Below are 24,177 nucleotides of genomic sequence, written 5' to 3'. Positions count from 1 at the left end.
TGCCCTCCCGGTAGTCTGCGGATTGAAAACAACAACTCCGGAGCGTTCCCATGCGTGATTTGCAGACCTTTCTGGCGGATTATGGCGACAGCCATCGCAATCCGGTCAATCAGTGGGTACACATTCTTTGTGTGCCTGCCATTTTTGTGTCCACCATCGGCCTGTTCTGGTTGCTCCCGCTGGGTAGCTGGCTGGGGCTGGAAGGTGCGATGGCTTACTGGGTGAATGGTGGCACCCTGCTGGCTGCCATCTGCATGCCTTTCTATCTGCGCATGTCTGCCGCCATGACCGTCCTGATGAGTGCCTGGCTGGCACTGTCGTTGGTGGCCGTTGTAGCCGTGGATCGCAGTGGCATGTCTCTGGGCTGGACCAGTGCTGCCGTGTGGTTGATTGCCTGGGCTGTGCAGGTGTGGGGCCATAAAGTGGAAGGCAAAAAGCCGTCCTTCGTGGATGACCTGGTTTTCCTGCTGGTGGGCCCCATGTTTGTGTCTCTGGAGCTGGCGCACAAACTTGGGTTGCGACGCGACAGCGTTTCGGCCTGATCGGCAGATTGTCCGCCCGGCGTTCGCCGGGCATTATGCCGGCATGACTGTTTCCCCGCCGGCACCCCTGACCCGTTTACTGTCGCCCCTGTATATCTGGCCGGGAGGCTGGCTGGTGCTGCTGTCCGCCATGGACAACCGCCCCCACCAGCACGTGGCGGCGTCCCTGCTGGTGTCTCTCGACGGTTTATTGCGGGTCAATGTGGATGACCGTTGCCTGCAGCAGCCGCTGGTGAGGGTGCCGCCGGAAGCCCGCCAGTCGTTGCACAGTGACGGGCCCGTGGCCGTCATGCACCTGGATCCGGACGAGCCTGCCTGGTGGTCGCTGCGCGAGGCCGATGCTGACGCACAGTTACCGTTACCCCAGCTGCGTCAGGGCTTGCAGGTGCTGGCGGACGGGCAGCCCCATGCGGATCTTGCCGGCGCTTTTATCCAGCAACTGCGAGCATCTGCACCGCTGAATCCGCCGGATGCCCGGGTGGTTCGCGCCTGCCAGCAATTGCGGGCCGACAACAGCCTGGATCTGGACGCACTGGCGGCGGGGGCCAACCTGTCGGCATCCCGTTTCCGGCGTCTGTTCAGCGAGCAGCTGGGCGTCACCTTCAAGCGTTATGTCTTGCATCTCAAGTGTCAGCGAGCCCTGTCCCTGTGGGAAAGCGGCATGACACTCACGGAACTGGCTGTCGCCGCCGGCTTCTACGACCAACCCCACCTGAACCGGACACTTCGCGCCATGTTCGACGCCTTGCCGTCGCGCTATGCTCGGGGGCAGTCAGTGCAGGTGGTGGATCTGTCTGCCAACACAAGAACAACTTCCATGGAGTAGCCATGCAATACCAGGACATCAAGACCGATCTGTCAGAGAATATTCTCACCATAACCCTCAACCGTCCTGAGCGAATGAACGCGTTTACCCTGCGCATGAAGGATGAACTGGTGCATGCGCTGGAGGCATCGGACAGCAACGATGAAGTACGTGCCATTATTATTACCGGTGCGGGCAGGGCGTTTTGTGCCGGTATGGAAATGGAGCCGGAGGGTGGCGGCAACCTGTTTGGGTACGATGACGCAGAAGGTATGGAGCCGCCGCTGGAAACCATCCGTGATTCCGGCGGTGAATTGTCCATGGCCATCTACAACTGCCGCAAGCCGGTGATCGGTGCCATCAATGGGGCCGCCGTGGGCGTGGGCATCACCATGACCCTGCCCATGGATATTCGTCTGGTCGCCGAGAACAGCAAGATCGGCTTCGTGTTCACCCAGCGCGGCATTACCCCTGAAGCCTGTTCCTCCTGGTTCCTGCCTCGCGTGGTGGGACGTCAGAAGGCGCTGGAGTGGGTGCTCAGTGGGGATATCTTCATGGCCGAAGAAGGGGTGGAGGCCGGCTTGTTTCATAGCGCCCACGACAAGGGCGAAGTCCTGGACGTGGCCCGCTGCATGGCGAAAAAACTGATCGCCAAGAGTTCCCCGGTGGCAGTGGCGCTGGCTCGCCACATGCTGTGGCGCAACCCGGAGTTCGATCATCCGATGCAGGCCCATGTGGTGGAATCGAAAATGATTTACTGGTCCCACACGTTCTGGGATGGTCGTGACGGGTTTGATGCCTTTCTGGAAAAGCGCGCGCCGCGATTTGAAATGTCGTTGTCAGAAGTGCCCAGGCAATTTGATTTCTGGCCTGAACCTCCGCTTGAATAAGTAGCTTGATCAGGCCGCCTTTCGGCGGCCTTTTTTTATTGTTGGCAGGGAGAGAGAAATGAAGAAAGAAACCGTATCCATTCATGGTGGCTTTGAGGGCGACCCGCAGACCCATGCGGTGGCGGTGCCCATGTATCAGACCACCAGCTATTATTTTGATGACACCCAGCACGGTGCGGATCTGTTTGATCTGAAAGTGCCGGGCAATATCTATAGCCGCATCATGAACCCCACCAATGCGGTGCTGGAAGAACGGGTAGCCATGCTGGAAGGCGGGATTGGTGCCCTGGCCATGGCATCGGGTATGGCAGCCATTACTGCCACCGTGCAGACCCTGGCTCGTGCCGGCGACAACATTGTATCGGTGAGCCAGCTTTATGGTGGCACCTACAACCTGTTTGCCCATACCCTGCCAAATCAGGGCATCGACGTACGCATGGCCGATGGCCGCAAGCCTGAATCCATTGCCGCTGCCATTGATAACAAAACCAAAATGGTTTTCTGTGAATCCATCGGCAACCCGGCGGGTAATGTGGTGGACATGGCTGCGCTGGCCAAGGTTGCCCATGATGCCGGTGTCCCGTTGGTGGTGGATAACACGGTTGCCACTCCTGCGCTGTGTCGGCCTTTTGAACATGGTGCCGATATCGTGGTGCACTCGCTGACCAAGTATATGGGTGGGCACGGGACGACGATTGCCGGTGCGATTGTGGACTCTGGAAAATTCCCCTGGAAAGGCAATCCACGGTTTCCGCAATTTAATGAGCCTGATCCCAGTTATCACGGTGTGGTGTATGTGGAAGCCATGGGAGAAGCGGCGTTTATCGGTCGCGCGCGAGTGGTGCCGCTACGCAATATGGGCGCGGCATTGTCTCCCATGAATGCGTTCCTGATTCTGCAGGGCATCGAAACCCTGAGTCTTCGTATGGAGCGCCATTGTGAGAATGCCATGAAGGTGGCTGCCTTCCTGCGCGACCATGACAAGGTCAGCTGGGTTAACTTTGCCGGGCTGGAAACGGATCAGGACTATCAGGCTGCACAGACGTATATGGATGGCGGGGTGCCGTCTTCCATTCTCAGCTTTGGCATTGAAGGGGGGCGTGATGCGGGGGCGCGCTTTATTGATGCGCTGGGTCTGATCAAGCGTTTGGTCAATATTGGTGATGCAAAGTCGCTGGCCTGTCACCCGGCCACCACGACGCACCGTCAGCTGAATGACGAAGAGCTGAAAAGCGCGGGTGTCAGTGCCGATCTGGTTCGATTGTCGGTGGGCATTGAGCATATTGATGACATCCTGGCGGATATCACCCAGGCGCTCGACAAGGTCTGATCAGGTCTGTTCCCGAAACTGGGCCGGCGTCATGCCGGTCCAGCGTTTGAATGCCTTGGAAAAGGCGCTCTCATCGGAAAACCCCAACGCCTCGGCGATATCAGTCAGACGTACCCCTTGCTGTAATTTTCTTTCGGCCATGCTCTGCAAAAGGCCATCTCGCAGCAGTTTGAAACTGCTGCCTTCCTCGCCCAGTTTGCGGACCAGATGGCGGCCACTCATGGCCAGGCTGTCGGCGACCTTTTCCTTGCCCCAGTGGGGTTGCTGGCGAAGCAGATCGGTGACCTGGGCACTCAACGACTGTTCCCCCAGGGAATCCAGTACCTGATCGGCCAGGGTGCGCAAGTGCTGACACAGGGCCGGGTTGGCATAGATCAAGGGAAGATCCAGTGAGCTGGCTGGAATGACCAGGCTGTTGCGGCTGGACAGAAAACGCACCGGTACATTCAGCAGGGTTTCGTAACGTCGGTTGTCGTCCAGGGCTGCGTGGGCGAACTCCAGGCGCAGAGCCTTGAGTTTGCCGCCCGTGGACCAGCGCGACAGTTGCAGCAATGAGGCCAGCGCAGCTTCCACCCGTTCCTGTTGGCGCTCCTGATACTGGGGCTGGTAGCTGACGATGCACTCGTCACCCTGAATCTCGAATTCGAAAGTGCCGCCTTCGCCGACAATCGGGTAGTAGTCGATCAGGCTTTCCATGGCGTCGGCCACAGTGTCACAGCTCATCAGCACCATGCCGGCGGTGTCCAGATGACCCACTTCCAACGCCAGCCCGAAACGCACCCCTACCAGGGCATCTTCCGCCTGCGAACAGAAGTTTTCCCAGATCTGTCCCTGCAACTCCAGAGAAACCCGGTCCTGCTCGGCAAACGCCTGCTGCAGGTCGTCCGGCAGGGAAAACCCCAGTTTGGCGGCGGCCTGGCTGATGGCCTGGGTATAGCGCACGGTAACGGTGGGAGTTTGTGGCATTGCCTGTCTCGAATTAACCGCAGGGTGGTCCTGAATTGGCCGTGAGGGGGCTGCCCGGGGACCGTAAAGTAAACATCATAACAAATTCTGAGTTTGGCTCAGCAAAGGAGTGCTGCACGGGCTCCTACTACAACAACAAGAGTGGTATTGGCATGTACGCAGTGATAGGGGCCGGCCCCATGGGGCTCGCGACCGCCCGCAACCTGAAAAAGTATGACATCCCGTTCATTGGATTCGACCTGAATTCCGATGTGGGTGGCCTGTGGGATATCGACAACCCCCACAGCACCATGTACGAGTCCGCCCACCTGATTTCCTCCAGGACCATGACGGAATTCAAGGAATTCCCCATGGCGGACGGTGTGGCCACCTATCCTCATCACAGTGAGATGAAGCGCTACTTCCAGAGCTACGCCCGCCAGTTCGGTCTTTATGAGAACTACGAGTTTTCCACCCGGGTGGAAAATGTGGTGCGCGATGGTGATGGCTGGCAGGTGACCACCAGCAAGAATGGTGAGCAGCAGACCCGCCGGTTTGACGGTGTCCTGATTGCCAATGGCACCCTGCACAAGCCGAACATGCCCAGCCTGCCTGGCCAGTTTGACGGCGAGCTGATGCATTCCAGCGAATATCGCAATGCTGAGGTGTTTGCCGGCAAGCGGGTGCTGGTGGTGGGTTGTGGCAACTCCGCCTGTGATATCGCCGTGGATGCGGTGCACCGGGCGGCCAGCGTGGATCTGTCTGTGCGGCGCGGCTACTACTTCCTGCCCAAGTTCATCGCGGGCAAGCCCACCGATACCTTTGGTGGCAAGTTCACCTTGCCGCGGATGGTAAAGCAGAAAGTGGATGCGGCGCTGATCCAGTTGCTGATCGGCAAGCCCAGCGATTATGGATTGCCGGATCCCGATTACCGGTTGTATGAATCCCACCCGGTGATCAATTCCCTGATCCTGCACCATCTGGGGCATGGTGATATCAATGCCCATGGGGATATTGCGGCAGTGTCCGGCAAGACCGTGACCTTTGCCGATGGCCAGTCCCGGGTGTACGACCTGATCCTGATGGGCACCGGCTACAAGCTGGATTATCCGTTCATTGATGGCAATGAGTTGAACTGGCAGGGCCAGGCTGCGCCGCAGTTGTATCTCAATGTGTTCCACCCGCAACACCGCAATCTGTTCATCATGGGCATGGTGGAAGCGGCGGGCCTTGGCTGGGAAGGGCGCAACGAGCAGGCAGAGATGGTGGCCCTTTACCTGAAGGCGAAAGCGAAAGGTTCACCGCTGGCTTCAGCGCTGGAGCAGAAGGCTTCCTCGCAAGCTGGCCAGACCCTGGACGGGGGGCTGGAATACCTGAAGCTGGCTCGCATGGCCTACTATGTTCACAAGGATACCTACCGCAAGGCGGTGGGCAAGCACATCGCCGAACTGAAGCAGGGGGTGTGAGATGGAAGTGCATTTTGGCAGTAATAATCTGCTGATCCTCAATGTCATCCTCGCCTTCATGATGTTCGGCGTGTCCCTGTCGCTCACCGGCGATGACTTTCGCCGTGTGCTGAAGCGACCGGATGCCCCCATTGTCGGCCTGATCGCCCAGTTTGTGTTGCTGCCAGCGGCCACCTGTCTCACCACCTGGTATTTCGATGTGGATCCCGAGCTGGCGCTGGGCATGATTCTGGTGGCGTCCTGTCCGGGCGGGTCTTTTTCCAACATCATGACCTGGCTGGCGAAAGCCAACGTGGCGGTATCGGTCAGCATGACCGCAGTGTCCAGTCTGGCGGCCATGTTCCTGACGCCGTTCAACTTTGCCCTGTACGGCTACATCAACCCCCATACCCGCAGCATCCTCACGGAGATCCAGCTCGACAGCATGGAGATACTTGCGTTGGTGGCGCTGGTGCTGGGCCTGCCACTGGTGATTGGCATGCTGGTGGGCAAGGCGTTTCCGGCGTTCGCCGAAGCGGCCCAGAAGCCCATGCGTGTCATCACCCTGTTGGTGCTGCTTCTGTTCGTCGGCGTGGCCTTCGGTAACAACATGGATGTGTTTCTGGCCAATGCCGATCGCATCGTTGGCCTGGTGGTGCTGCAGAATCTGTTGGCGCTGGGGCTGGGAGCCTTTGCCGCCGGTCTCACCGGCTTGCCCCGTAATGATCGCAGGGCCATAACCATTGAAGTGGGTATCCAGAATTCCGGACTGGGCCTGGCCATTCTGTTCACCTTCTTCCCTGACGCCAGCGAGATGATACTGATTGCCGGTTTCTGGGGTGTGTGGCATCTGATCACCGGTCTGGTGCTGGCAGGTTGGTGGGGGCGTCAATCCGGCGCCGATGATGCAAAAAAGGAGGATGCGCCGTGCAAAGACGTATCCTGATTACCGGTGCCGGGGGCTACATTGGCAGCCTGCTGGCCCGCCGTCTGGCAGAGCGCCACTTTGTGGTGGGCGTGGACATTCGTGAGGATCCGTCTGCGGTCTTTCCTTTCCGGGTGATGGATGTGCGCGATCCCGCGTTGGGAGAACTGATTCGCGAGCATCGCATTGAACAGGTGGTGCATCTGGCAGCGGTGCTGGAAGACTCGGGGGATCGCCAGCGGGATTACGATATCGACGTAAACGGTACACGCAATGTGCTGGAGGCGTGTGTAGCCAATGGGGTCCGCCAGCTGGTGGTGACCAGCTCCGGTGCAGCCTACGGGTATCACGCGGACAATCCCCCCTGGCTGGACGAGCAGGATCCGCTGCGGGGTAACCCGGAGTTTGCCTATTCGGATCACAAGCGTCAGGTGGAAGAGCTGCTCGCCTCTTATCGCCAGCAGTACCCGCAACTGGCACAGCTGGTGTTGCGCCCGGGCACAGTACTGGGGGCGGGCACCAGAAACCTGATTACCAAATTGTTCGAGGGCAAGCGTTTGCTGGCGGTGGCCGGCTCGCCGTCTCCGTTTGTGTTTATCTGGGACCAGGATGTGCTGGAGATCATTGAGAAGGGCGTGAACGAAGAAGCTCGCGGTTGTTTCAATCTGGCGGGTGACGGCGCGCTCAGCATTCATGAACTCGGCCGCATCCTCCACAAGCCGGTGGTGGCCATACCTGCTGGTGTGCTGCGTGTCGGTTTGTGGCTGGGCAACAAGCTGGGGCTTACCGGTTACACGCCGGCGCAGATCAACTTCCTGCGCTACCGACCGGTGCTGAGTAATCAGCGCCTCAAATCCGAGTTCGGTTACCAGCCGAAAAAGAGCTCGGAAGAGGTATTTCGTTTTTATTTGGCTGGCACCAGACAGAGGCAGGCATCATGAAAACCGTACTGATAACCGGTGCGGCCTCCGGGCTGGGCTGGGAGCTGTCGCGGCAGGCGTTTGCCTGTGGTTACCGGGTGATCCTGACCGACATGAACACCGTGCTGCTTGAGGCTCGGGCGGAGCAGTTGGGTGATGCGGAAGATGGGCGCGTTATCTGCCGGGCGCTGGATGTGACCGATGGCGATGCGATCTCCACGCTCAGCGTGTGGTTGCAGGAGCAGCCGTTCGATCTGGACCTGCTGATCAACAATGCCGGCATTACCCACCGCTCTCTGGCAGAAAAAACCGCGGTACCGGTGTTCCGCAAAGTGATGCAGGTGGACTGGGCAGCACCGGTGGAACTGTCCATTACGCTGCTGCCGCAGCTGAAAAAAAGCCGTGGAGGCATCATCAATATCGGCTCCATGGCAGGGTGGATGCCGGTGTTGGGCCGGGCCGGTTACTGTAGTGCCAAGAGTGCCCTGGGGCAGTTCTTTGAAGTGATGCGCGGGGAAGTGTCCCGCTATGGCGTGCACATACTCATGGTCTACCCCAGCTTTCTGGATACCCCCATCGAGACCAATGCCCTGGGCCATGATGGCAAGCCGGCCAGCCATGCCCGTTCCATGGTGGGGCGCATGCGAAGCCCGGAGCAACTGGCCGAGAAAGTGTTTGCGTCATATCACAGAAAGCAGAAGCGCCTTTTTCCTGACCGTTTTACCTGGTTTGCCAGTGTGCTGTGGCGTATCGCGCCGGATCTGTATCAGCGCCTGATGATGCGTAAATTCGCCGTCGAGCTGGAGCAGTAACCCTTGGATATCGCTGTCATATGGCCCTGGTTGTTGCTGGGGCTTTTCATCTTTTTTGCCTTTACCACCGAAGCCATGACGGGTTTTGGCAGCATCGTCATCGCCCTGTCACTGGGGGCGCTGGTGTTGCCTATCCCGGAGATCCTGCCGGTGCTGGTGCCGCTCAATATCGTCATGAGCAGTACTCTGAGCTGGCGGCATCGCCACAACATTCACTGGCCTACTTTGTGGAAGCTGATCCTGCCGTTGATGGTGCTGGGCACCCTAGCCGGTTATGGCTTGCGCCCCTGGTTGGGGGACGATTACCTGCGTCAGGGCTTTGGTGTACTTGTGCTGTGGTTCAGCAGCCGTGAGCTGTGGCGCATGTTCAAGGGGCTGGAGGTGCATGCTCATGCGGCCTGGTGGTCTCGCTGCTGGATGTTTCTGGCGGGAATTACCCACGGCCTGTTTGCTTCCGGCGGCCCCTTGCTGGTGTATGCCCTCAGTGGCCTGCAGCTGGACAAGCAACGTTTTCGCGCCACCCTGATCCTGGTGTGGTTGTCCCTGAACAGCCTGCTCACGGTGGTGTTTCTGATCGATGGTTCGCTGCTGCCTGCCGCGCCGAAGATCGGCATGCTGGTGCCCGTGGTGATCGCCGCCATGGTGCTGGGGGAGTGGCTGCATCACCGGGTTAACGAAGAACGTTTTCGCCAGGCGGTGTTTGTGGTGTTGTGGATTACAGGGTTGATTCTGATGCGGCCGTAGAGCTGCAAGCTTCTAGCTACAACGGGGACAATGCCGAATAACAGGACACGCTGTGCCCGCGAACCAGGGTAGAATGGGTGCGCGGGCACGGCGTCGGATCCATCTAACACCCTCTTTCGCGTTGCAACTTGTAGCGTGAAGCTTGCAGCTCATCTTCCCTGCCTTTTCCTTCCCCCTGACATCGTGCTATTCATTCTTTCCTGACGTTATATCTTCTGGGGAGTGCTAATGTCGTCTGTGGAGATCCGCCCGGTGACCGGTATCGCTGTTGATCCCTGGCTGGATGAGCTGGCGCAGTTGCGCATTGAGGTGTTTCGCGATTTCCCTTACCTGTATGAGGGCGATCTGGAGTACGAGCGCCGCTATCTGGACCGCTATGCCCAGTCTGACCGCAGCGTCTTTGTGCTGGCGCTGGAGTTCAACAAGCTGGTAGGAGCAGCAACCGGTTTGCCGTTGAAGGAGGCGGATGATGCCTTCCAGGCGCCGTTCCGGCAGCTGGGGGCCGATCTGTGCACGGTGTTCTATTTTGGTGAGTCAGTGCTGAAAAAGGCCTGGCGTGGTCAGGGCATCGGCCACCGGTTCTTTGATTTGCGCGAGCAGTATGCCGAGGATTTCGGTTTTCAGAATACCGCGTTCTGTGCGGTGCAGCGCCCCGAGGATCACCCGGCAAGGCCTGCAGGCTACCGTGCGCTGGATGCTTTCTGGCGAAGCCGCGGATATTTTCCCCAGGCCCAGCTGGTGGCGGACTTTGACTGGACAGATGTGGGAGATACCGCCCCGTCCCACAAGAATATGCAATTCTGGATGCATAGCCTGTAAACAAAAAATTGACTAAAAATCATCGCAATCCCCCATCTGGGGGATTGCGGGTGACCCTGTCTCCCTTACTATCGCGGGAGGGATACAGGAATATGAAAAAAATGGAACCTCAATACAGGCTTTCCCTGTTCGCAGAGCGCATGCTGAGACAGGCGCTCATCATCATACCAATAGCGCTGCTGGCTGCCGGGGTGGCGGTGATTGTGGCTGGCTGAAGTCAGCGTTTCTGCATCAGGACGACCGGGTTGCCGGTCAGGTGCAGTGACCAGCCCTGTTGCCGGGCCAGCCACTCGAACGTGGCGGGTTGCCAGAAGCACACATGGGTTGGATCGCGACGGTAATGCCAGTTGGCAAAGGCGGTGTCGTCGATCAGCCAGCGGGTCATGATGCCCAGCCAGCCCCCGGGTTTCACATGTGCGGCGAACCAGTCCCACTCACGGGCGGGTTGATGCAGGTGCTCAATCACTTCCGTGCAGGTGACAAAATCATAGTGGCGATCCAGCACTGAAGTGTCGGGGGCATAAAGGGGGTCGAAGGTTTCGCAATCAAATCCCTGCTCTTGCAGCATGGTGGCCAGTGCCGGGCCGGGCCCGCAACCAAAGTCCAGCCCTTGGGCGTCATCGGGCAGGAGCGCCATGAGCGGATCGGCCAGTTGGGATAAAAAACGTCGGTAGCCGGGGTCATCCGGCTGGTTTTCATGCAGATCGTACTGTCCTTTTTCCTGCTCGGGAGACGGGAGTTTGTCCGGGTGCTCAAACGTGAGTTGGCAGCAGGGACAGCGAAAGTATTCGCGGTTGTCCACCTGAGTGAATCGCTGCGCTGGGGTCCGACAAAGCGTGCAATCCATCAATCCTGTTCCAGCCATTGCTGTACCCGTGCAAAGGTACGGCTTTCCTCGATCATGGTCATGTGCCCCATCTGCCAGAACAGCTCCCGGGTGAGCAGAGGCGCATCAGGGTACAGCCTGTTTGCGAGGGCGCTGTCCACCGACACCAGCCAGTCTCCCTGGGGTTGGGGGTGATTTGGCTCGCTGACACTGCCGGCGATGAACAATTGTTTGACGGCGGGGTCCAGCGGCACCTTGCTGCTGGGCATCACGTCATCAATGGGACGGTGCTTCCACTGGTCTTCCAGTACATAGCCAAAGCGTAGATCGCGAATGCCGTCGGAACGAAGATTGCCCAGTCGCATCAGCGGTTTTGACCAGGGGGTGGCGGCCAGAAGCCGGTTGGCGTTGTTGCCGATGCGCTCCAGCAGGGCACCCTGATGCGGGGCACCCAGACAGGCCAGATGGGTGATCTTGTCTACCCAGCCGTCCTTGCGTTGCCGCCCCTGATGCAGGGCGCTACGTGCTACCAGGCCGCCCATGGAGTGGCCAATCAGAATCACCTGCTTCGGCAGAGTGCTGTGTGCCAGCAGGCCGGCCAGCTTGCGGCCGTTATCCGAGATGTGCAGCCCGGTGTTGTATCGCAGGTAGCGTGTCTCGGCATTCAGGTGGCGGCGGGCCCAGTGACTGAAGCCGTCCACGGCTGGGCTGTTCCAGCAGGCATCGTTCATGCACAGGCCGTGAATAAAGATCACCAGGGTGTCGGTTTGCGGTGCGGGTTCTTTTTTCGGCAGCAGGGTCATTGGCAGTGCGTAGCTGCTGTTTTGTTCCACCATCAGCTGCCCGAAGATGCCGTTGAGGATGCTTCTTAGGTCCAGGCTTTCGCGCAGTTCCCGGTTGGGATCCGCAAGCAGATCGGCCATTCCTGCCACATTCCCGGCCTGACGAAATCCGTAGCGGATCAGGTTATAGACCATGGGGGCTGGGGTGTAATCATGGCCGCGCACCCCAAAGGGATTGGCGATGGTGCCGTGCATATCCTGCACCACCTGAGTGATCTCATTGCCAAACCGCGTGACCAGCTGCGCCAGTCCTCCTACTTGATGTCCGACTTTTTTCATGGCGCGTGTTCCTGATGAGGTGACGGATTGAGGTGCCTCCAGGAGGCTTTCCTGTCACTAGCGCATTCGTAACGCTTCGTAAAATGCGTCTGTTCTGTGGGTTTTTCCATAGCCAGCCCAGTGGTTTCCCCGGTAGGGTGGGTGTTGTTCGAATCACAGACATCCAAGGAGTGAGTCTATGCGTATTTTCGGTAAAGCGGCATTGGCCGCCATTTTTGCCTCCACGGCGCTGCTGGCAGCCTGTGACAGCAATGACGGACCGGTTGAAAAAGCCGGCGAGAAAGTGGATGAGGCTGTTGAAAGCATGAACCCCCAGGGTCCCATGGAAGAGATGGGGGAAGACCTGGATGATGCCATGGACAGTGCTGAAGAGTCCGTGGACAGCATGAAGGATGCGGCGGAGCAGTAAGCGTCATACGCTGCAGGTAACACGCAACAACGCGGGAGAGGTGCTCCCGGGTTGATGCGCCCAGGCCGCGCCCGGATTCGGGCGCGGCCTTTTTTGTGGTTCTTTCGGATTTGGGCAAGAGGTATGGGCTGGATGAGAATGTCGACGCGGGTATCCTGACCATCAACGGTTTTTCATACGTGTCTTTTGTGCATTGGCTACGGTGGCGGTGATATGACCGCCTGGTTATCTAGCCCTCCGGGATGGGCGCAGAGAATGGGAAAAGCGACAGGAAAAAGGGCTAGGAGGGCGCGAGAGAGGTCACTCATCAGGCTAAGAATAAATGCGTAAAGCATCAGCCGTAAGGGGTGTGGGCGATGACCTAAATGACAAGAAATGTGAACTGGTTCCGGCAATTTACGGCGGTGAAACAAACCGCAACGCGGTACTACGAAAAGCCACATTTTCGTGCTGGGGGGATGGTTCCGCCAGCGCTAGGCTACCTATGCTCCCCGGACCGGAGTTTACGCTGGGGGTTTGATTGTGCGTTCGCCGCAGTCTCAACCGAAGTACCAGGAGCCTTTCTATGACGTCCACTCGCTCGTCGAGCAATGACAGCCTCAATGGTGTTGCCCTCGAAGCCGTGGAGCATCGCCTGCAGGCCTTGTCCGAGTATCTGGCAGTGTATCGTGCCGGTCTGGCCTCCGGTGTGGGTGGCTGGCAATGGCGCCAGGTCCGGGTGTTACGCAGTGACATCGCCCGCCTTCAGGCCTGGTGGTGGTATCTGAACAGTCAGCAGCGCAATGCTGGCTGGGTGCGTTGGCTGGACAAGCTGAGCGCGTTATTGATCCCGATGATGCCACTGAAAAAAGACAAGCCCCGTCGCCGGCATCCGGCGCGCACCATGCGCCGCCTGGGTAGCTATAGCCTGGTGCTGCGTGCCTATGTGACTCTCGAGGAAGATGTGCAGGGCCAGTTGCTGACTCGTCGGCTTACCGCCAAACAGTTTCCTGCCCGGGTTACGGATGCCCAGCTGCGCCAGCTGGAATGCCGTCTCGAGCAGGCCTCAATGCTGCGCCGCCACCATCTTCCGGAGCCGCGTCATGTGAGTGTGTGTTGTCAGCTGCTGCGGGCAGTGATGGTGTTGCGCCAGGGGCTTGGGCTGCCGCTGCCGATGGCCAGGGTCATGGAGCCATGATGCAACAGGATGTGATGTTCCCGTCCCTGGACAGCCTGCCCAAGATCTTTTCTCTGTCAGATTTGAAGCAGCGTTTGCCTGGCGACGGCGAGCATGCCCTGGATGTGACTCTGCGCTGGCTGGAGGCTGGCGTGATTCGCCAGGTGGCCCCTGAGCGCCCGGTTTTCTATCGGGTGATTCTTGGTCAGCCGCTCAGTGAGGCGGAAGTGCTGCAAGCCCTGATGCGCACCTTCCCCTCGGTGGTGATCGTGGGCGGTTCAGCGCTGTGGCGTCAGGGAGTAAGCACGCAGCAGGACAGCACTCTCGAATGTGCGGTGGCCGAACCGGTGACGGACTGCAATCTGAATCAGGTGGGGCTGCACTCTCGCCCTGCGGGCTGGTGGTCGGTGATGCGTCAGGTGGGCGGCTTGTCTGCCGAGGGGCGTCATGGGGCAACCATGCTCAGTCCGGAGATGGCGGTGGCGGATGCGGCCGCCTTTCGAGATGTCTGGATGCCGGACCGCGATGGCATCGACTGGGCCCGGCTTTCCACGGCTCGCCTTTGTAGTGCCACGGAGGCGTTGTTGCCGCTCCGTCCTGCACACTGATTTCCCCTCGCCCTTCCTTCTGTTATTGACGCTGTTCCCCTGCTGCTATTAAATGAGAACCATTATCAAAAAAATAGAAAGGGGCAATCTTGATGATGGGGATAGCCGCGTCATTGCTGACGCTGGTTGCGGCGACGCTTTTTTATCTGACCGACCGTGAACAACGCTGGCTAATGAAACCGCTTTCATCCTGGCAGCGGCTCATCAGCCTGTTGATGCTGCTTGCTGCTGCCGGGTTGTGGTCCCTGTCGCTGGGGCTGTCCGTGGGGTTGATGGCGTGGCTGTGGGTACTGGTGCTGTCTCTGATAGTGCTGGCCCTGCTGGCGGGTCACCATCGCGATACTTTCCAGAAATCGGGGGGGCGCCCATGAGGCTGTGGGGCGCTGCGCTGTTGTCCTTGCCACTGAGTGTCATGCTAGTAGGGCTATTGGCGGCTGCCTTGCCGGTGCCCTGGTCTTCCTGGCTGGTGTTGATGCTGTTGCTGGTGGTCATCCTGTGGATGGGGTTGGTGGTGTTGGCGGCCATGCCCCGGCGGGTCCTGCCAGGGTTGGCGGGGTTGTTGGTGGCGAATGGTGTGGCGGCACTGTTGTTGCAGGCAACGGCGCTGTATGGGGGTGGCACATGAAGGCCGAGCGACTGCGCCGGTTTATCGATCTGCATGCTTCGGTCGGGATGGTCAGCGGGCTACTGCTGTTTGTGGCGTTCTTTGCCGGTGCCATCAACGTCTTCCACCATGAGCTTCATCACTGGCAGGCCCTGCCGTCCTCCTCCTCTGCCCCCCATGATGCGGACCGCTTTCTCGAGCGGCTGACAGGCCATTTCCCGCAGGCGGCAGAACGGTTCTATTTTCTGCCCGGTGAGGACCCGGGGGCCATGTGGAAGCAGGATGGTGAGTGGCGCACAGCCCATGCTTCCAGCTTCACCGGGGAGGGCACCTTCTCCGTGCTGCCCGAGTCCGGGCTGGCAGACTTTATCAATGAGTTGCACTACCAACTGGCCATACCTGGCGGCGCGGGCCTGCTTAATATCGGCATGACCCTGATGGGGTTGGTGGCGGTGCTGTACGGCGTGGCCCTGTTCAGTGGTCTGCTGATTCACTGGCCCAAGCTGGGCAAGGAGCTGCTTGCCTTGCGGCATCAGGGCAACCTGCGTCGCTACTGGAAAAACCTGCACAATTTGATCGGCGTCATCAGTCTGCCGTTCCATCTGATCATGGCGGTAACCGGGGCGGCCATGGGGTTGTTTACGGTGATGGCCGTGCTGCTGGGGGCGCTGGTGTTTGGGCCCCAGTTACAGGATGTGATCGCTCAGGAAACCGATGTCTGGCCGCCCATGGAACGTGCCGGGGAGCCGGTCGCCATGGCGCTGATGGCGGATTATCTGTCCGCCGCTGAACATGCTGTGCCAGGTTTGCAGGTGGCCTGGGTAGAGGTGCGGGGTTATGGCGACAGCCAGGGCTGGCTGGGTGTGGCAGGGTCCGTACCGGGGAATCTGGGGCATCATGCCCATGTGGTGCTGGATCCTGAACTCAAGCCATTGCGGGTGATCAGTCCGCAGCAGCGCAACCTGAATTATGCCTCACTGTCGCCGGTGTATTCGCTGCACTTTGGCGATTACGGCGGGCTGCCGGTCAAGCTGATGTACTTCCTGCTGGGGCTGCTGGGGTGTCTGCTGTTTGTCTCTGGCAATATTCTCTGGTGCGAACGTCGTAGTGATCGTACCGGTCCATCCAGGGCGTCGGCGTTTTTGTTGCGCCTTACGCTGGGCGTTTGCGTGGGTGTGGTGAGTGGTGTTGCGGTGAGTTTCTGGGTCAGCAAGCTGGGCTTGCACTCCCCCTGGGCAGATCAGGTGCAGCTGCTGGAGCGGCTGGCGTTTGTGCTGGTGCTGCTGCCGCTGGTGCTCTGGAGTCTGCGCGCCTCGCCACTGCGGTATTGCGGGTTGGGAATGCGCATCATGCCCTGGCTGTACCTGGCGATTCCGGTGCTGTCAGTGTTGCTGGAAGGCAGTCGAGCCTGGCGCGAGGGTGATGTGTTGCTGGTCAATCTGCTGATGCTGTCGCTGGCTGGGTTATTGTGGCTGGTGCGAATACATTTTCGCCGCCGTGTGCGCCTGGCAGAGCCGCACCCGCTCTGGGTGGGGCGAGTCAGTGAGACGCACCCGCTTAAAGCGGCGGATGCGGAGTCGTAGAGGTACCGTTTTGCGAGTTTCGACACTCACAGCACGCAAGTCGTGACCCGTCATCATTTTCTGAACCCACAAAAAAGCCGGGCAGATCGCCCGGCTTTTTTGTGTTCCGCTGGCTGATGATCAGAAGCGGTAGGTGGCCTGGAAGCTCAAGCCGTGAGCAGTGTTATCGAAGTCGCCGCTGTAGGACGCCTGAGAAACACGGCCTTTCTTCTCGTCAATGTAGGCGTAGGCCGCATCGAGGGTCAGGTCATCGGACAAATTCCAGCCGGCGCCCAGGGTAACGATGTCACGATCGCTTACCGGGATACGCACGGTGCGGTCCATGTCGCTGGTGGGGGTGCGGTCCTTGGCGTAACCGGCGCGCAGTACCCAGTCCGGGTTCAGCTGGTAGGCGCCGCCAATGGCTACAGCCCAGGTGTCTTCCCAGTTCAGCTCTTCGGAAACCGTACCGAAGTCGCTGACATAGGCAGCATTGATGCCACTGTTCTCAACGTCAATGCCTTCCAGGCGGCTCCAGCGAGTCCAGGTGGCGCCCGCGTACAGGGTGACCTCATCGGTGGCCTGATAGCTGAACGAAGTGTCCACGGATTCCGGCATGGTGATGTCCAGCTCGGCATCATACTTGCCGTTCAGGCCGGGGAGACCGGTTGGAATTATCGGGTTGGGCGCGATTGGACCCAGTGTGCCGTTGCCGCCGCGAACCGTGGTGTTGCCTTCAAGGCTGTAATCCACCTTGGAGTGGTAGGTCAGGCCCCAGTCGAGACGATCCGAAACGGCCACCAATACACCCAGGTTGTAGCCATAAGCAATGTCGTCGCCTTCGATTTTCACGTTGGCATCGCCTTCGCCATTGACGCCCAGCGGCGCGATTGAGCCGTTGGCAACCGCGCTGGTCAGCTTGCCTTCAATGTGATTGATGGTCGGACCGAAGCCAATGGAGACCTTGTCGTTGAAGGCGTAGCTGATGGTCGGCTGGATGGTGACGACCTTTACCACGCTGTTGAGGCCATGGTAGCGACCCTGGAAGGTATCTTCGTAATCGCTCTCCACACCAAACGGGACGTACAGGCCGATACCGGCATGCAGCTTGTCGCTCACCGGGGTGACGTAGTAACCGAACGGCACGGCAGAGAACGGCACCATGTCGCCCTCATTGGTGCCGGGGAATGGGCCGCTGGCATTGCTGATATCGGTGCTGGCATCAATAAAGGCCAGACCACCGGAGACTTCGGCGCGCTGCAGGCGGCTCATGCCGGCAGGGTTGCCGAACAGGACACTGGCGTTGCTGGCGGTGGAGGCACGACCGGCGTAGGCGGAGCCCGCGCTGCTGGCGCTTTGTTCGTTAAGTGACAGACCGTTGGCCAATACCTGACCCGATGTGGCAGCAATAGCGGCCGCCAAAATCATCTTGTTTGACTGCTTCATCATAGCTTTCCCGAGTTATGAGTTTTGTAGCGCGCGCACGGTATCACCGTACTGGAGGGTATGGCCATGGGGGTTCTCGGAAAAATGTGCCATTTGTCGTTAAATTTGCGACAAAAGGCGCTAAACACGCTGTTTAATTCGCTGAACATGTTTCATTGTTACATTGCCTGATGTCGCCTTTGGTTAAAAAATGCATGCCTAAGTGGTTGAAACTCAGCCCGGGGTGGCGAGGGGTCGGGGGGGGCAGGGCTGCCGGGGCATGCGGAGGGAGGGTGTCAGGGCTTAGACCGGTGCCGGCGGTTGCTCTAGAAGCTGCTGACGGTAGGCCCGCGGTGTCACGTCGAACCAGTCCCGGCAGGCCCGGTTGAAGGCGGATTGCTCCGAATAACCCAGCAAACCGGCGATCTGGCTCAGCTTCAGGTTGGGCTCCAGCAGATACTGGCGGGCCATTTTCATGCGCTCTTCGCTGAGCAGCTGCTCGTAAGTGGTGCCTTCTTTGGCCAGGCGGCGTTGCAGGGTGCGCTTGTGCATGGACAGGTGGGACGCGATGGTGTCGCTGGAGCAATGCCCAGTGGGCAGCAGGGTGTTGATCAGCTGCACCACATCCTCGGACAGGGTGTTGGCGTTGGGGGCCTGCTGGGAATCCAGATATTGCTCGGCGAGCTGCCAGGTCTGGTGATCGGCACTGGATAGCGGCATGGCAAAGGCGGACAGAGGCAGGTAAAACCCGGTCCAGTCCTGCTCGAAGAAGGCCTCGCAGCGGAAGATCTGGTTGTAGGTGGCCATGTCGGCACTGCGCTTGTGTTTGAAATGCACGGACAGCGGCTGGAAGTCGTCGCCGCACAGCAGCTTCATCACTTGCATGGCGTTGGCCAGGCTCAGTTCGTGGGACTGGATCCGGTAGCCGGCGCCCTCGTCATCGATCAGGAAGACAAACTGGATAACGGATTGGCCCTTTGCGGTGGCAAGGGTGGTGGTGAGGCCAAGGGCGGGACAGTGCAGGTGCAGGTAGCGGGCAATGTTGTTGATGGCGTCGCCCACGGTCAGCGAGCTGCGGGCGATCACCGAGATCGGCCCGAGAATATCCATGCCCTGGTATTCCGCCAGGCTCATGCCGAAAGCCGGCTCATTCAGGGCGTCGGCGGTATCTTCCAGCAGGCCGGTAAGGTGTTTGAACACCAGAAAACTGCGGTCATCCCGTTGTTCCTCTGGCGCAATGTGATGCAGGGCCAGCAACGGCAGCGGATCTCCGCCCTTGCGCCTGACCTGTTCGTCATAGCCCCATAGATTGGTGGCCCGGATAAGGCTGGACACGCAACCTCCCAAAAGATCTTGCTTTGGCAGTATGCACTGCAAGGTATTGAATTGGCTGGCTGAAGAATGTCGCAATATGTCAAAAAGATGTCCGCATTCGTCAATATTGTCAAGCTACCCATTTGGAATAGTCTGGGGGGAGACCGAGAGAGTCATAACAAGGAGAACATGATGGAAGCTCAGCACTACGACATCATCGTTATTGGTGCCGGCCTGTCCGGCATTGGCACCGCGTGTCATATCGCGCGCGAGTACCCGGACAAGACCATGGCCATCCTTGAGCGCCGCGAGAAGGTGGGCGGCACCTGGGATCTGTTCCGTTATCCCGGTATTCGTTCCGATTCCGACATGGCCAGCTTCGGCTTCAATTTCAAACCCTGGTACTCCGACAAGGTGTTGGCGAAGGGGGGCGATATACGCGAGTACGTGGCGGAGACGGCGAGGGAATTTGGGCTGTACGACAAGGTGAAGTACGGGCTCAAGCTGGAACAGGCTGACTGGTCCAGCAGTGAGCAGCGCTGGACCATCCCGGCCCGGCATGAGTCCAGCGGTGAAATCCGCACTTACACCTGCAGCTTTATCGTCAACTGTGCCGGTTACTACAATTTTGATCAGGGTTACCGTCCGCATTTTGAGGGCGAGGAACACTTCAAGGGTCAGATTATTCACCCCCAGCAATGGCCTGAAGATCTGGACTACAGCGGCAAGAAAGTGGTGGTGATTGGTAGTGGCGCCACGGCCATCACCGTGGTGCCGGCCATGGCAGAGAAGGCGGCCAAAGTGACCATGCTGCAACGTTCACCCAGTTACATCATGGCCATGCCGGATACCGACAAAATTGCCATGGCCATGAACAAGGTGCTGCCAAAGAAGTGGGTCTTCAACATGACCCGCAAGCGCAACATCCTGTTCCAGCGAGGCCTGTACCTGGCGTGTCAGCGCTGGCCGGAAAAAGCGCGAAAGTTGCTTGTCTCGCACATGAGCAAGCGCGCCCCGAACATTGATCCCAAGCACTTTACCCCGTCTTACATGCCCTGGGACCAGCGCCTGTGTGCCGCGCCGGACGGTGATTTCTTTGCGGCCCTGCGTGCCGGCAAGGCGGATATCGCCACCGATCATATCGACCGCTTTGACGAAACCGGTATCGTCCTGAAATCCGGCGAGCATCTGGATGCGGATATTATTGTTGCGGCGACCGGGCTGGATGTTCAGCTGATGGGCGGCTTGCAGTTGTCACTGGACAGCCAGCCTGTGGATCTGCCCGGCAAGATGACCTACAAGGGAATCCTGATTCAGGATGTCCCCAACTATGGCTGGATCTTCGGCTATACCAATGCGCCCTGGACCCTGAAAAGTGATATCGGCGGCCAGTACCTGTGTCGCCTGTTCGCGCAGATGGAAAAGAAAGGTGCCGCAGTGGCGACCCCGGTTGACCATGACAATAATCTCACCGACGTGGGCATGCTTGACGGGTTTGCTCCGGGCTACATCAATCGGGCCAAGGATCGCATGCCCCGACAGGGTCGCGGTGGGCCATGGAAAGTGACAATGCACTATGGCCAGGACAAGAAAATTCTCACCGAGGATCCGGTGGATGACGGTATCCTGGAATTTGAAAAAACGGCGGCCGACAAAGTCGGCAATGTCTCATCGCTGCGGGCATCCGCCTGAGTGCATGATGAAATTTGCCTGCCTGATTAACCGGATTCGGGAGAGCGGTTCAGGCAGGCCTTGGGAGAGACTATGAAACAGGATAACAAGCCGCCGGTATTGCTGATCCACGGCATGTGGAGCGACGGAGAGACGTTACATGAAGTGCGTGATGCCTTTATCGGGCAAGGCTACGCGGTCGATTCAGTGACGCTGCCTTACCACCGTCCCCGCGCGGAGCATACGTCCGCCAGCCTGGCCAGTCTGGCGCGTGCCACGCTGCAGGATTATGTGGGATTTCTGGTGGAGCATGTGAAAAAAATGCCGTCAGCGCCCATTGTCGTGGGGCATTCCATGGGGGGCTTGCTGGCGCAGCTCACCGCGGCACGGGTGCAGTGTGAGCGCCTTGTGCTGCTGTCTTCTGCTGCACCGGCAGGCATTAACGGGCTGGGCTTTTCAGTATTCCGCACGCTGGGCAGCAATCTGTTCCGCTTTCCGCTATGGCGTAGCGCTACCCACCTTAAACTGGCCAATGTGAGATACGGCGTGGCCAACACCCAGAGTGAGGCGGTGCAACGTGAGGTGTTCGAAAGTTGCAGTTACGAATCCGGCATGGTGACGTTTCAGATGACCCTGGCGGCGTTCAGCAGGAAGACCTTTGCCAACGTGGAGCCAGAGAGTATTCGTTGCCCGGTGTTGATTATCGGCGGGGTGGATGATCGCATTACCCCCATCGGTGTTCAGCGTCGTATTGCAAAGCGTTACGGGGATCGTTGTCAGTTAGTGGAAATTCCCGGCTGTGATCACTGGACCGTGGGTGGCCGCTTTTTCCCGGAGATTCGCCATGCCCTGTTTGACTGGCTGAAAGGCGGCGAGGTCACGGCGAAAACAGAACAGGCCCTGGTGGCCGGATAGCGACCGTGGCTGACAACAGCCCGCCCGTCCTGCTGCCAGCAGGCGAGGCGGGCTTTTTTGTTCATTGCCGGCGGCTCACCGGCCTCGGCGATGAGTCTTCCATGCCATTGCCCACGGGTTTACGTGAAAAAATGCCGATGATCGGCGTGCCCTGGGCGCGCAGGATCGGTTCGATCTCCTGATGCAGTGCATGGTACTGGTAGAAAGGGACCCGTGGGAAAAGGTGATGGATGGAGTGCAGATTCTGTCCCAGCCAGAACCACTCAACCGGTTTCATCCAGGCCGGCATGATCAGGCTGTTGGTATTGCGGTAGCGCTCGCTGACCTTGTAGGGCAGATGGGGGCGATAGGCAAACCAGTAGGCTGTGAACAGCCCGCCGACGTAGTAGGCCAGCAGAATGACCAGCGCGGTACCGGGCTGGCTCACCAGCATCAGGAAGGCAATGCGCCAGCCCAGAGAGACGGCGATTTCCGCACAGTAAACAAGGCGCTCCATTCGCGATGCGCTTCGCCAGCTGTGCGTCACAAAAAACGTATTCTGAGTCCACTGAAAACGCAGCCCGGCGGTGATCAATGCCAGCGGACTTTTTTGCATGCCGCTGACGACAAAATCCGGATCCTTGTCGGGCTGGTTGGTATAGCGGTGGTGGGTAAAGTGCTCAATGCGATGTGAGGCATACGGAATCGCAATGATCGGCGCGACCAGATAGCCGCACAGATCATTGATCCATTTGCGGCCGTCGTGCTGACCATGAATATTGCCATGGGCGGCTTCGTGCAACGGGGTATAGGACATGTAGGTCAGGGCGGCCACCGCCCAAAAGGCGCCCCAGGCGGGCAAGGTGCCGCTGGCAAACAGGGATAGCGTCAAAACAAATGCAGCCACCACTGCCAACGTAAGCGCAACTGTTGGCCAGGCGGTTTTCCCCATATAGTGTTTGGCGCAGGTGATCGCCTGTTTGTTCAGTGTTGCCGAATCCATGCTGGTGGCCTTTTTCAGTGTTATCAGATCCCAGATTACGGCGGCAAGACAATAACCAGAATAGCCTCCGTGGCCATTCACCCTGAAAAAGTGGCCACAGTGTTTCGCAACGGTGGCGGCGGTAACGGCCAATGCAAACAACTGATGACAAGCTGCATCCCGTGGCCATCACCCAGGTCATGGTCAACTTTGCCCAGCGCAACGGTATAGACCGGCAGACCTGTTTGCTGGGGACCGGCATTACGGAAGATGCCCTGAGCAAGGGTGAGGGTCTGGTCTCCCGTACTCAGGAAATGCGTCTGATAGAGAATCTGATGCTGGCGCTGCCTGAGGTGGGGGCGTCGGGTTTTGATCTGGGGCTGCAATACAATCTCGCCACTTTCGGGGTCTGGGGGTTTGCCCTGCGCACCTGTCGCACCCTGCGCGATGCGGCCTCCCTGGGGCTGCGTTATCTGCCGCTGAGCACCGCCTACTGCCAGATCACCATGTGTGACGAAGATGACGCCTTCGGGGTGGTGTTCGATCCTGATCCGATTCCCGCGCACCTGCGCCAGTTCCTGCTGGAACGGGACATGGCCACCGCCCTGAACCTGATCCGCGAAATTACCTTTCAGGGCGTGGAGTTCAAGGCGGTGGAGTTCACCGGCGACACCGACGTGACAGCCGACACCGTGGCGTCACTGTGCGGGGTGGCTCCCCGGTTTCATGCGTCGGCCAATCGCATCCTGGTTAACCGGGCCGGTGCCAGCCAGGCATTTCCCGGTTTCGATGCTGCTCTGACCGGGATGTTGGAGCAGCAATGCCGGCAGCGCATGGAAACCGTGGAAAATAGCGGGGTGGCTGGCCGGGTACGGCAGAAACTGCTGGGTGACCTTGGCCTGGGTGCATCCCTGAATGACATGGCCAGCGCGCTGGCGCTCTCATCCCGCAGTCTGCGGCGCAGGCTGGAACAGGAGGGCACCAGTTACCGGGATCTGGTTGACGATGAGCGCAAACAGCTTGGTCTGCAGTTGTTAAGCAGCACCAGCATGAAAATCGAGGAAGTTGCCGCCCATCTTGGCTATACCGATGCGGGCGGATTTGTGCGGGCCTTTCGTCGCTGGCAGGGCTGCTCGCCGAGCGAATACCGCAGTGAGGGGGCGCCGTGAGCAGCCTGCAACGCTGACATGACCCTGGTCGCCCTGGTGACAGACATAAAAAAGGCCTCTCGATTGAGAGGCCTTTTCATATGGCACGCCCGAGAGGATTCGAACCTCTGACCTTTGCCTCCGGAGGGCAACGCTCTATCCAGCTGAGCTACGGGCGCAGAACATGTTGCACAGCGGTGGGGTGTCGCTCTGACACCCTGGCTGTGCAAGGCTGGAACTTGGGGGATCCAACGGCGGCGAATGATAGCCGTTTGTGGCG

At 59.1% G+C, this 24,177-nt stretch carries 26 protein-coding genes and 1 tRNA gene; 20 read left to right on the top strand and 7 right to left on the bottom strand.

Features of this window, described 5'->3' with window-relative positions; genetic code table 11:
* The first annotated feature begins 50 nt into the window (after positions 1-50).
* The 4 genes from GQF00_RS08025 to GQF00_RS08010 are packed head-to-tail and all read left to right on the top strand — an operon-like array spanning position 51 to position 3,567.
* Positions 51-542: a DUF962 domain-containing protein gene (locus tag GQF00_RS08025; RefSeq protein ID WP_161318645.1), complete on the top strand. Its 492-nt coding sequence runs from the start codon at positions 51-53 to the stop codon at positions 540-542.
* A gap of 43 nt (positions 543-585) precedes the next feature.
* Positions 586-1,368 carry an AraC family transcriptional regulator gene (locus GQF00_RS08020; protein WP_161318644.1) on the top strand — a complete coding sequence of 261 codons (783 nt, stop codon included), beginning with the start codon at positions 586-588 and terminating at the stop codon, positions 1,366-1,368.
* 2 nt (positions 1,369-1,370) lie between these two features.
* On the top strand, positions 1,371-2,237 hold the full coding sequence (locus GQF00_RS08015) for an enoyl-CoA hydratase-related protein (RefSeq protein ID WP_161318643.1): 867 nt from the start codon (positions 1,371-1,373) through the stop codon (positions 2,235-2,237).
* A gap of 58 nt (positions 2,238-2,295) precedes the next feature.
* Positions 2,296-3,567 carry an O-acetylhomoserine aminocarboxypropyltransferase/cysteine synthase family protein gene (locus GQF00_RS08010; RefSeq protein ID WP_161318642.1) on the top strand — a complete coding sequence of 424 codons (1,272 nt, stop codon included), beginning with the start codon at positions 2,296-2,298 and terminating at the stop codon, positions 3,565-3,567.
* Here the strand turns inward: GQF00_RS08010 and GQF00_RS08005 are convergent, their stop codons facing one another.
* Complete coding sequence (locus tag GQF00_RS08005) at positions 3,568-4,533, bottom strand: AraC family transcriptional regulator (RefSeq protein WP_161318641.1); 966 nt, start codon at positions 4,531-4,533, stop codon at positions 3,568-3,570. It lies immediately after the preceding gene.
* A 152-nt stretch (positions 4,534-4,685) separates the two neighbouring features.
* On the opposite strand from GQF00_RS08005, the gene GQF00_RS08000 reads away from it, so the two are divergent.
* The 7 genes from GQF00_RS08000 (at position 4,686) to GQF00_RS16735 (ending at position 10,392) form a co-directional block, all read left to right on the top strand.
* Positions 4,686-5,978: an NAD(P)/FAD-dependent oxidoreductase gene (locus tag GQF00_RS08000; protein ID WP_161318640.1), complete on the top strand. Its 1,293-nt coding sequence runs from the start codon at positions 4,686-4,688 to the stop codon at positions 5,976-5,978.
* Position 5,979: 1 nt separating this feature from the next.
* A complete protein-coding gene (locus tag GQF00_RS07995; protein WP_161318639.1) occupies positions 5,980-6,903 on the top strand; it encodes a bile acid:sodium symporter family protein in 924 nt (307 codons plus the stop codon).
* Entirely contained in the window at positions 6,885-7,823 is a 939-nt protein-coding gene (locus GQF00_RS07990; RefSeq protein WP_161318638.1) for an SDR family oxidoreductase, read from the top strand. The genes GQF00_RS07995 and GQF00_RS07990 overlap by 19 nt, the downstream gene beginning before the upstream one ends.
* A complete protein-coding gene (locus GQF00_RS07985) occupies positions 7,820-8,614 on the top strand; it encodes an SDR family oxidoreductase (RefSeq protein ID WP_161318637.1) in 795 nt (264 codons plus the stop codon). Before GQF00_RS07990 ends, GQF00_RS07985 begins: the two co-directional genes overlap by 4 nt.
* 3 nt (positions 8,615-8,617) lie before the next feature.
* Positions 8,618-9,358, top strand: a complete 741-nt coding sequence (locus GQF00_RS07980) for a sulfite exporter TauE/SafE family protein (RefSeq protein WP_237440440.1) — start codon at positions 8,618-8,620, stop codon at positions 9,356-9,358.
* Between the two features lie 228 nt (positions 9,359-9,586).
* Complete coding sequence (locus GQF00_RS07975) at positions 9,587-10,177, top strand: GNAT family N-acetyltransferase (RefSeq protein ID WP_161318636.1); 591 nt, start codon at positions 9,587-9,589, stop codon at positions 10,175-10,177.
* Positions 10,178-10,269: 92 nt separating this feature from the next.
* A complete protein-coding gene (locus GQF00_RS16735) occupies positions 10,270-10,392 on the top strand; it encodes a hypothetical protein (RefSeq protein WP_255461748.1) in 123 nt (40 codons plus the stop codon).
* Between the two features lie 2 nt (positions 10,393-10,394).
* Here the strand turns inward: GQF00_RS16735 and GQF00_RS07970 are convergent, their stop codons facing one another.
* A complete protein-coding gene (locus tag GQF00_RS07970; protein ID WP_202560428.1) occupies positions 10,395-11,042 on the bottom strand; it encodes a class I SAM-dependent methyltransferase in 648 nt (215 codons plus the stop codon).
* Positions 11,024-12,124, bottom strand: a complete 1,101-nt coding sequence (locus GQF00_RS07965) for an alpha/beta fold hydrolase (RefSeq protein ID WP_161318635.1) — start codon at positions 12,122-12,124, stop codon at positions 11,024-11,026. Before GQF00_RS07965 ends, GQF00_RS07970 begins: the two co-directional genes overlap by 19 nt.
* A 178-nt stretch (positions 12,125-12,302) precedes the next feature.
* Here GQF00_RS07965 and GQF00_RS07960 point away from each other — a divergent pair, with 178 nt between their 5' ends.
* The 6 genes from GQF00_RS07960 to GQF00_RS07935 all read left to right on the top strand — a co-directional run bounded on the left by GQF00_RS07960 (position 12,303) and on the right by GQF00_RS07935 (position 16,484).
* Entirely contained in the window at positions 12,303-12,533 is a 231-nt protein-coding gene (locus tag GQF00_RS07960) for a hypothetical protein (RefSeq protein WP_161318634.1), read from the top strand.
* 565 nt (positions 12,534-13,098) lie between these two features.
* On the top strand, positions 13,099-13,710 hold the full coding sequence (locus GQF00_RS07955) for a hypothetical protein (RefSeq protein WP_161318633.1): 612 nt from the start codon (positions 13,099-13,101) through the stop codon (positions 13,708-13,710).
* Complete coding sequence (locus tag GQF00_RS07950) at positions 13,707-14,297, top strand: hypothetical protein (protein ID WP_161318632.1); 591 nt, start codon at positions 13,707-13,709, stop codon at positions 14,295-14,297. Before GQF00_RS07955 ends, GQF00_RS07950 begins: the two co-directional genes overlap by 4 nt.
* A gap of 92 nt (positions 14,298-14,389) precedes the next feature.
* Complete coding sequence (locus GQF00_RS07945; protein WP_161318631.1) at positions 14,390-14,668, top strand: hypothetical protein; 279 nt, start codon at positions 14,390-14,392, stop codon at positions 14,666-14,668.
* Complete coding sequence (locus GQF00_RS07940) at positions 14,665-14,922, top strand: hypothetical protein (RefSeq protein ID WP_161318630.1); 258 nt, start codon at positions 14,665-14,667, stop codon at positions 14,920-14,922. Before GQF00_RS07945 ends, GQF00_RS07940 begins: the two co-directional genes overlap by 4 nt.
* Positions 14,919-16,484 (top strand): PepSY domain-containing protein, encoded by a 1,566-nt coding sequence (locus tag GQF00_RS07935; RefSeq protein WP_161318629.1) that lies wholly within the window; start codon positions 14,919-14,921, stop codon positions 16,482-16,484. Before GQF00_RS07940 ends, GQF00_RS07935 begins: the two co-directional genes overlap by 4 nt.
* A 120-nt stretch (positions 16,485-16,604) precedes the next feature.
* Here the strand turns inward: GQF00_RS07935 and GQF00_RS07930 are convergent, their stop codons facing one another.
* Both GQF00_RS07930 and GQF00_RS07925 read right to left on the bottom strand, forming a co-directional pair.
* Positions 16,605-17,912, bottom strand: a complete 1,308-nt coding sequence (locus GQF00_RS07930; protein WP_237440439.1) for an OmpP1/FadL family transporter — start codon at positions 17,910-17,912, stop codon at positions 16,605-16,607.
* Between the two features lie 279 nt (positions 17,913-18,191).
* On the bottom strand, positions 18,192-19,223 hold the full coding sequence (locus tag GQF00_RS07925; RefSeq protein WP_161318627.1) for an AraC family transcriptional regulator ligand-binding domain-containing protein: 1,032 nt from the start codon (positions 19,221-19,223) through the stop codon (positions 18,192-18,194).
* Positions 19,224-19,391: 168 nt separating this feature from the next.
* Between GQF00_RS07925 and GQF00_RS07920 the strand changes: the two genes are divergently transcribed.
* Together GQF00_RS07920 and GQF00_RS07915 are read left to right on the top strand one after the other, a co-directional pair.
* Positions 19,392-20,894: an NAD(P)/FAD-dependent oxidoreductase gene (locus GQF00_RS07920; protein WP_237440438.1), complete on the top strand. Its 1,503-nt coding sequence runs from the start codon at positions 19,392-19,394 to the stop codon at positions 20,892-20,894.
* A gap of 72 nt (positions 20,895-20,966) precedes the next feature.
* Complete coding sequence (locus tag GQF00_RS07915) at positions 20,967-21,788, top strand: alpha/beta hydrolase (RefSeq protein ID WP_161318625.1); 822 nt, start codon at positions 20,967-20,969, stop codon at positions 21,786-21,788.
* A gap of 61 nt (positions 21,789-21,849) precedes the next feature.
* Here GQF00_RS07915 and GQF00_RS07910 read toward each other — a convergent pair whose 3' ends face one another.
* A complete protein-coding gene (locus tag GQF00_RS07910) occupies positions 21,850-22,770 on the bottom strand; it encodes a fatty acid desaturase (protein ID WP_161318624.1) in 921 nt (306 codons plus the stop codon).
* A 131-nt stretch (positions 22,771-22,901) separates the two neighbouring features.
* On the opposite strand from GQF00_RS07910, the gene GQF00_RS07905 reads away from it, so the two are divergent.
* Entirely contained in the window at positions 22,902-23,918 is a 1,017-nt protein-coding gene (locus tag GQF00_RS07905) for an AraC family transcriptional regulator (RefSeq protein WP_161318623.1), read from the top strand.
* 81 nt (positions 23,919-23,999) lie between these two features.
* Here the strand turns inward: GQF00_RS07905 and GQF00_RS07900 are convergent.
* Positions 24,000-24,076 (bottom strand) — tRNA-Arg (locus GQF00_RS07900).
* Positions 24,077-24,177: the final 101 nt, after the last annotated feature.

Origin of the sequence: Alcanivorax sp. DP30 (genome assembly GCF_009882945.1) — a bacterium.
GTDB lineage: Bacteria > Pseudomonadota > Gammaproteobacteria > Pseudomonadales > Alcanivoracaceae > Alcanivorax.
The sequence above is the reverse complement of the archived record's forward strand: the minus strand, read 5'-3'. Positions and strand labels throughout refer to the sequence as shown.

Bases quoted from the DNA above. Each gene is read 5' to 3' on its own strand.
- GQF00_RS07945 (WP_161318631.1), top strand. From the start codon at position 14,390: ATGATGGGGATAGCCGCGTCATTGCTGACGCTGGTTGCGGCGACGCTT.
- GQF00_RS07970 (WP_202560428.1), bottom strand. From the start codon at position 11,042: ATGGCTGGAACAGGATTGATGGATTGCACGCTTTGTCGGACCCCAGCG.
- GQF00_RS07985 (WP_161318637.1), top strand. From the start codon at position 7,820: ATGAAAACCGTACTGATAACCGGTGCGGCCTCCGGGCTGGGCTGGGAG.
- GQF00_RS07910 (WP_161318624.1), bottom strand. From the start codon at position 22,770: ATGGATTCGGCAACACTGAACAAACAGGCGATCACCTGCGCCAAACAC.
- GQF00_RS08015 (WP_161318643.1), top strand. From the start codon at position 1,371: ATGCAATACCAGGACATCAAGACCGATCTGTCAGAGAATATTCTCACC.
- GQF00_RS08020 (WP_161318644.1), top strand. From the start codon at position 586: ATGACTGTTTCCCCGCCGGCACCCCTGACCCGTTTACTGTCGCCCCTG.
- GQF00_RS07955 (WP_161318633.1), top strand. From the start codon at position 13,099: ATGACGTCCACTCGCTCGTCGAGCAATGACAGCCTCAATGGTGTTGCC.
- GQF00_RS08025 (WP_161318645.1), top strand. From the start codon at position 51: ATGCGTGATTTGCAGACCTTTCTGGCGGATTATGGCGACAGCCATCGC.
- GQF00_RS07975 (WP_161318636.1), top strand. From the start codon at position 9,587: ATGTCGTCTGTGGAGATCCGCCCGGTGACCGGTATCGCTGTTGATCCC.
- GQF00_RS08005 (WP_161318641.1), bottom strand. From the start codon at position 4,533: ATGCCACAAACTCCCACCGTTACCGTGCGCTATACCCAGGCCATCAGC.
- GQF00_RS07935 (WP_161318629.1), top strand. From the start codon at position 14,919: ATGAAGGCCGAGCGACTGCGCCGGTTTATCGATCTGCATGCTTCGGTC.
- GQF00_RS16735 (WP_255461748.1), top strand. From the start codon at position 10,270: ATGAAAAAAATGGAACCTCAATACAGGCTTTCCCTGTTCGCAGAGCGC.
- GQF00_RS08010 (WP_161318642.1), top strand. From the start codon at position 2,296: ATGAAGAAAGAAACCGTATCCATTCATGGTGGCTTTGAGGGCGACCCG.
- GQF00_RS08000 (WP_161318640.1), top strand. From the start codon at position 4,686: ATGTACGCAGTGATAGGGGCCGGCCCCATGGGGCTCGCGACCGCCCGC.
- GQF00_RS07965 (WP_161318635.1), bottom strand. From the start codon at position 12,124: ATGAAAAAAGTCGGACATCAAGTAGGAGGACTGGCGCAGCTGGTCACG.
- GQF00_RS07960 (WP_161318634.1), top strand. From the start codon at position 12,303: ATGCGTATTTTCGGTAAAGCGGCATTGGCCGCCATTTTTGCCTCCACG.
- GQF00_RS07940 (WP_161318630.1), top strand. From the start codon at position 14,665: ATGAGGCTGTGGGGCGCTGCGCTGTTGTCCTTGCCACTGAGTGTCATG.
- GQF00_RS07905 (WP_161318623.1), top strand. From the start codon at position 22,902: ATGCAAACAACTGATGACAAGCTGCATCCCGTGGCCATCACCCAGGTC.
- GQF00_RS07995 (WP_161318639.1), top strand. From the start codon at position 5,980: ATGGAAGTGCATTTTGGCAGTAATAATCTGCTGATCCTCAATGTCATC.
- GQF00_RS07950 (WP_161318632.1), top strand. From the start codon at position 13,707: ATGATGCAACAGGATGTGATGTTCCCGTCCCTGGACAGCCTGCCCAAG.
- GQF00_RS07920 (WP_237440438.1), top strand. From the start codon at position 19,392: ATGATGGAAGCTCAGCACTACGACATCATCGTTATTGGTGCCGGCCTG.
- GQF00_RS07930 (WP_237440439.1), bottom strand. From the start codon at position 17,912: ATGATGAAGCAGTCAAACAAGATGATTTTGGCGGCCGCTATTGCTGCC.
- GQF00_RS07915 (WP_161318625.1), top strand. From the start codon at position 20,967: ATGAAACAGGATAACAAGCCGCCGGTATTGCTGATCCACGGCATGTGG.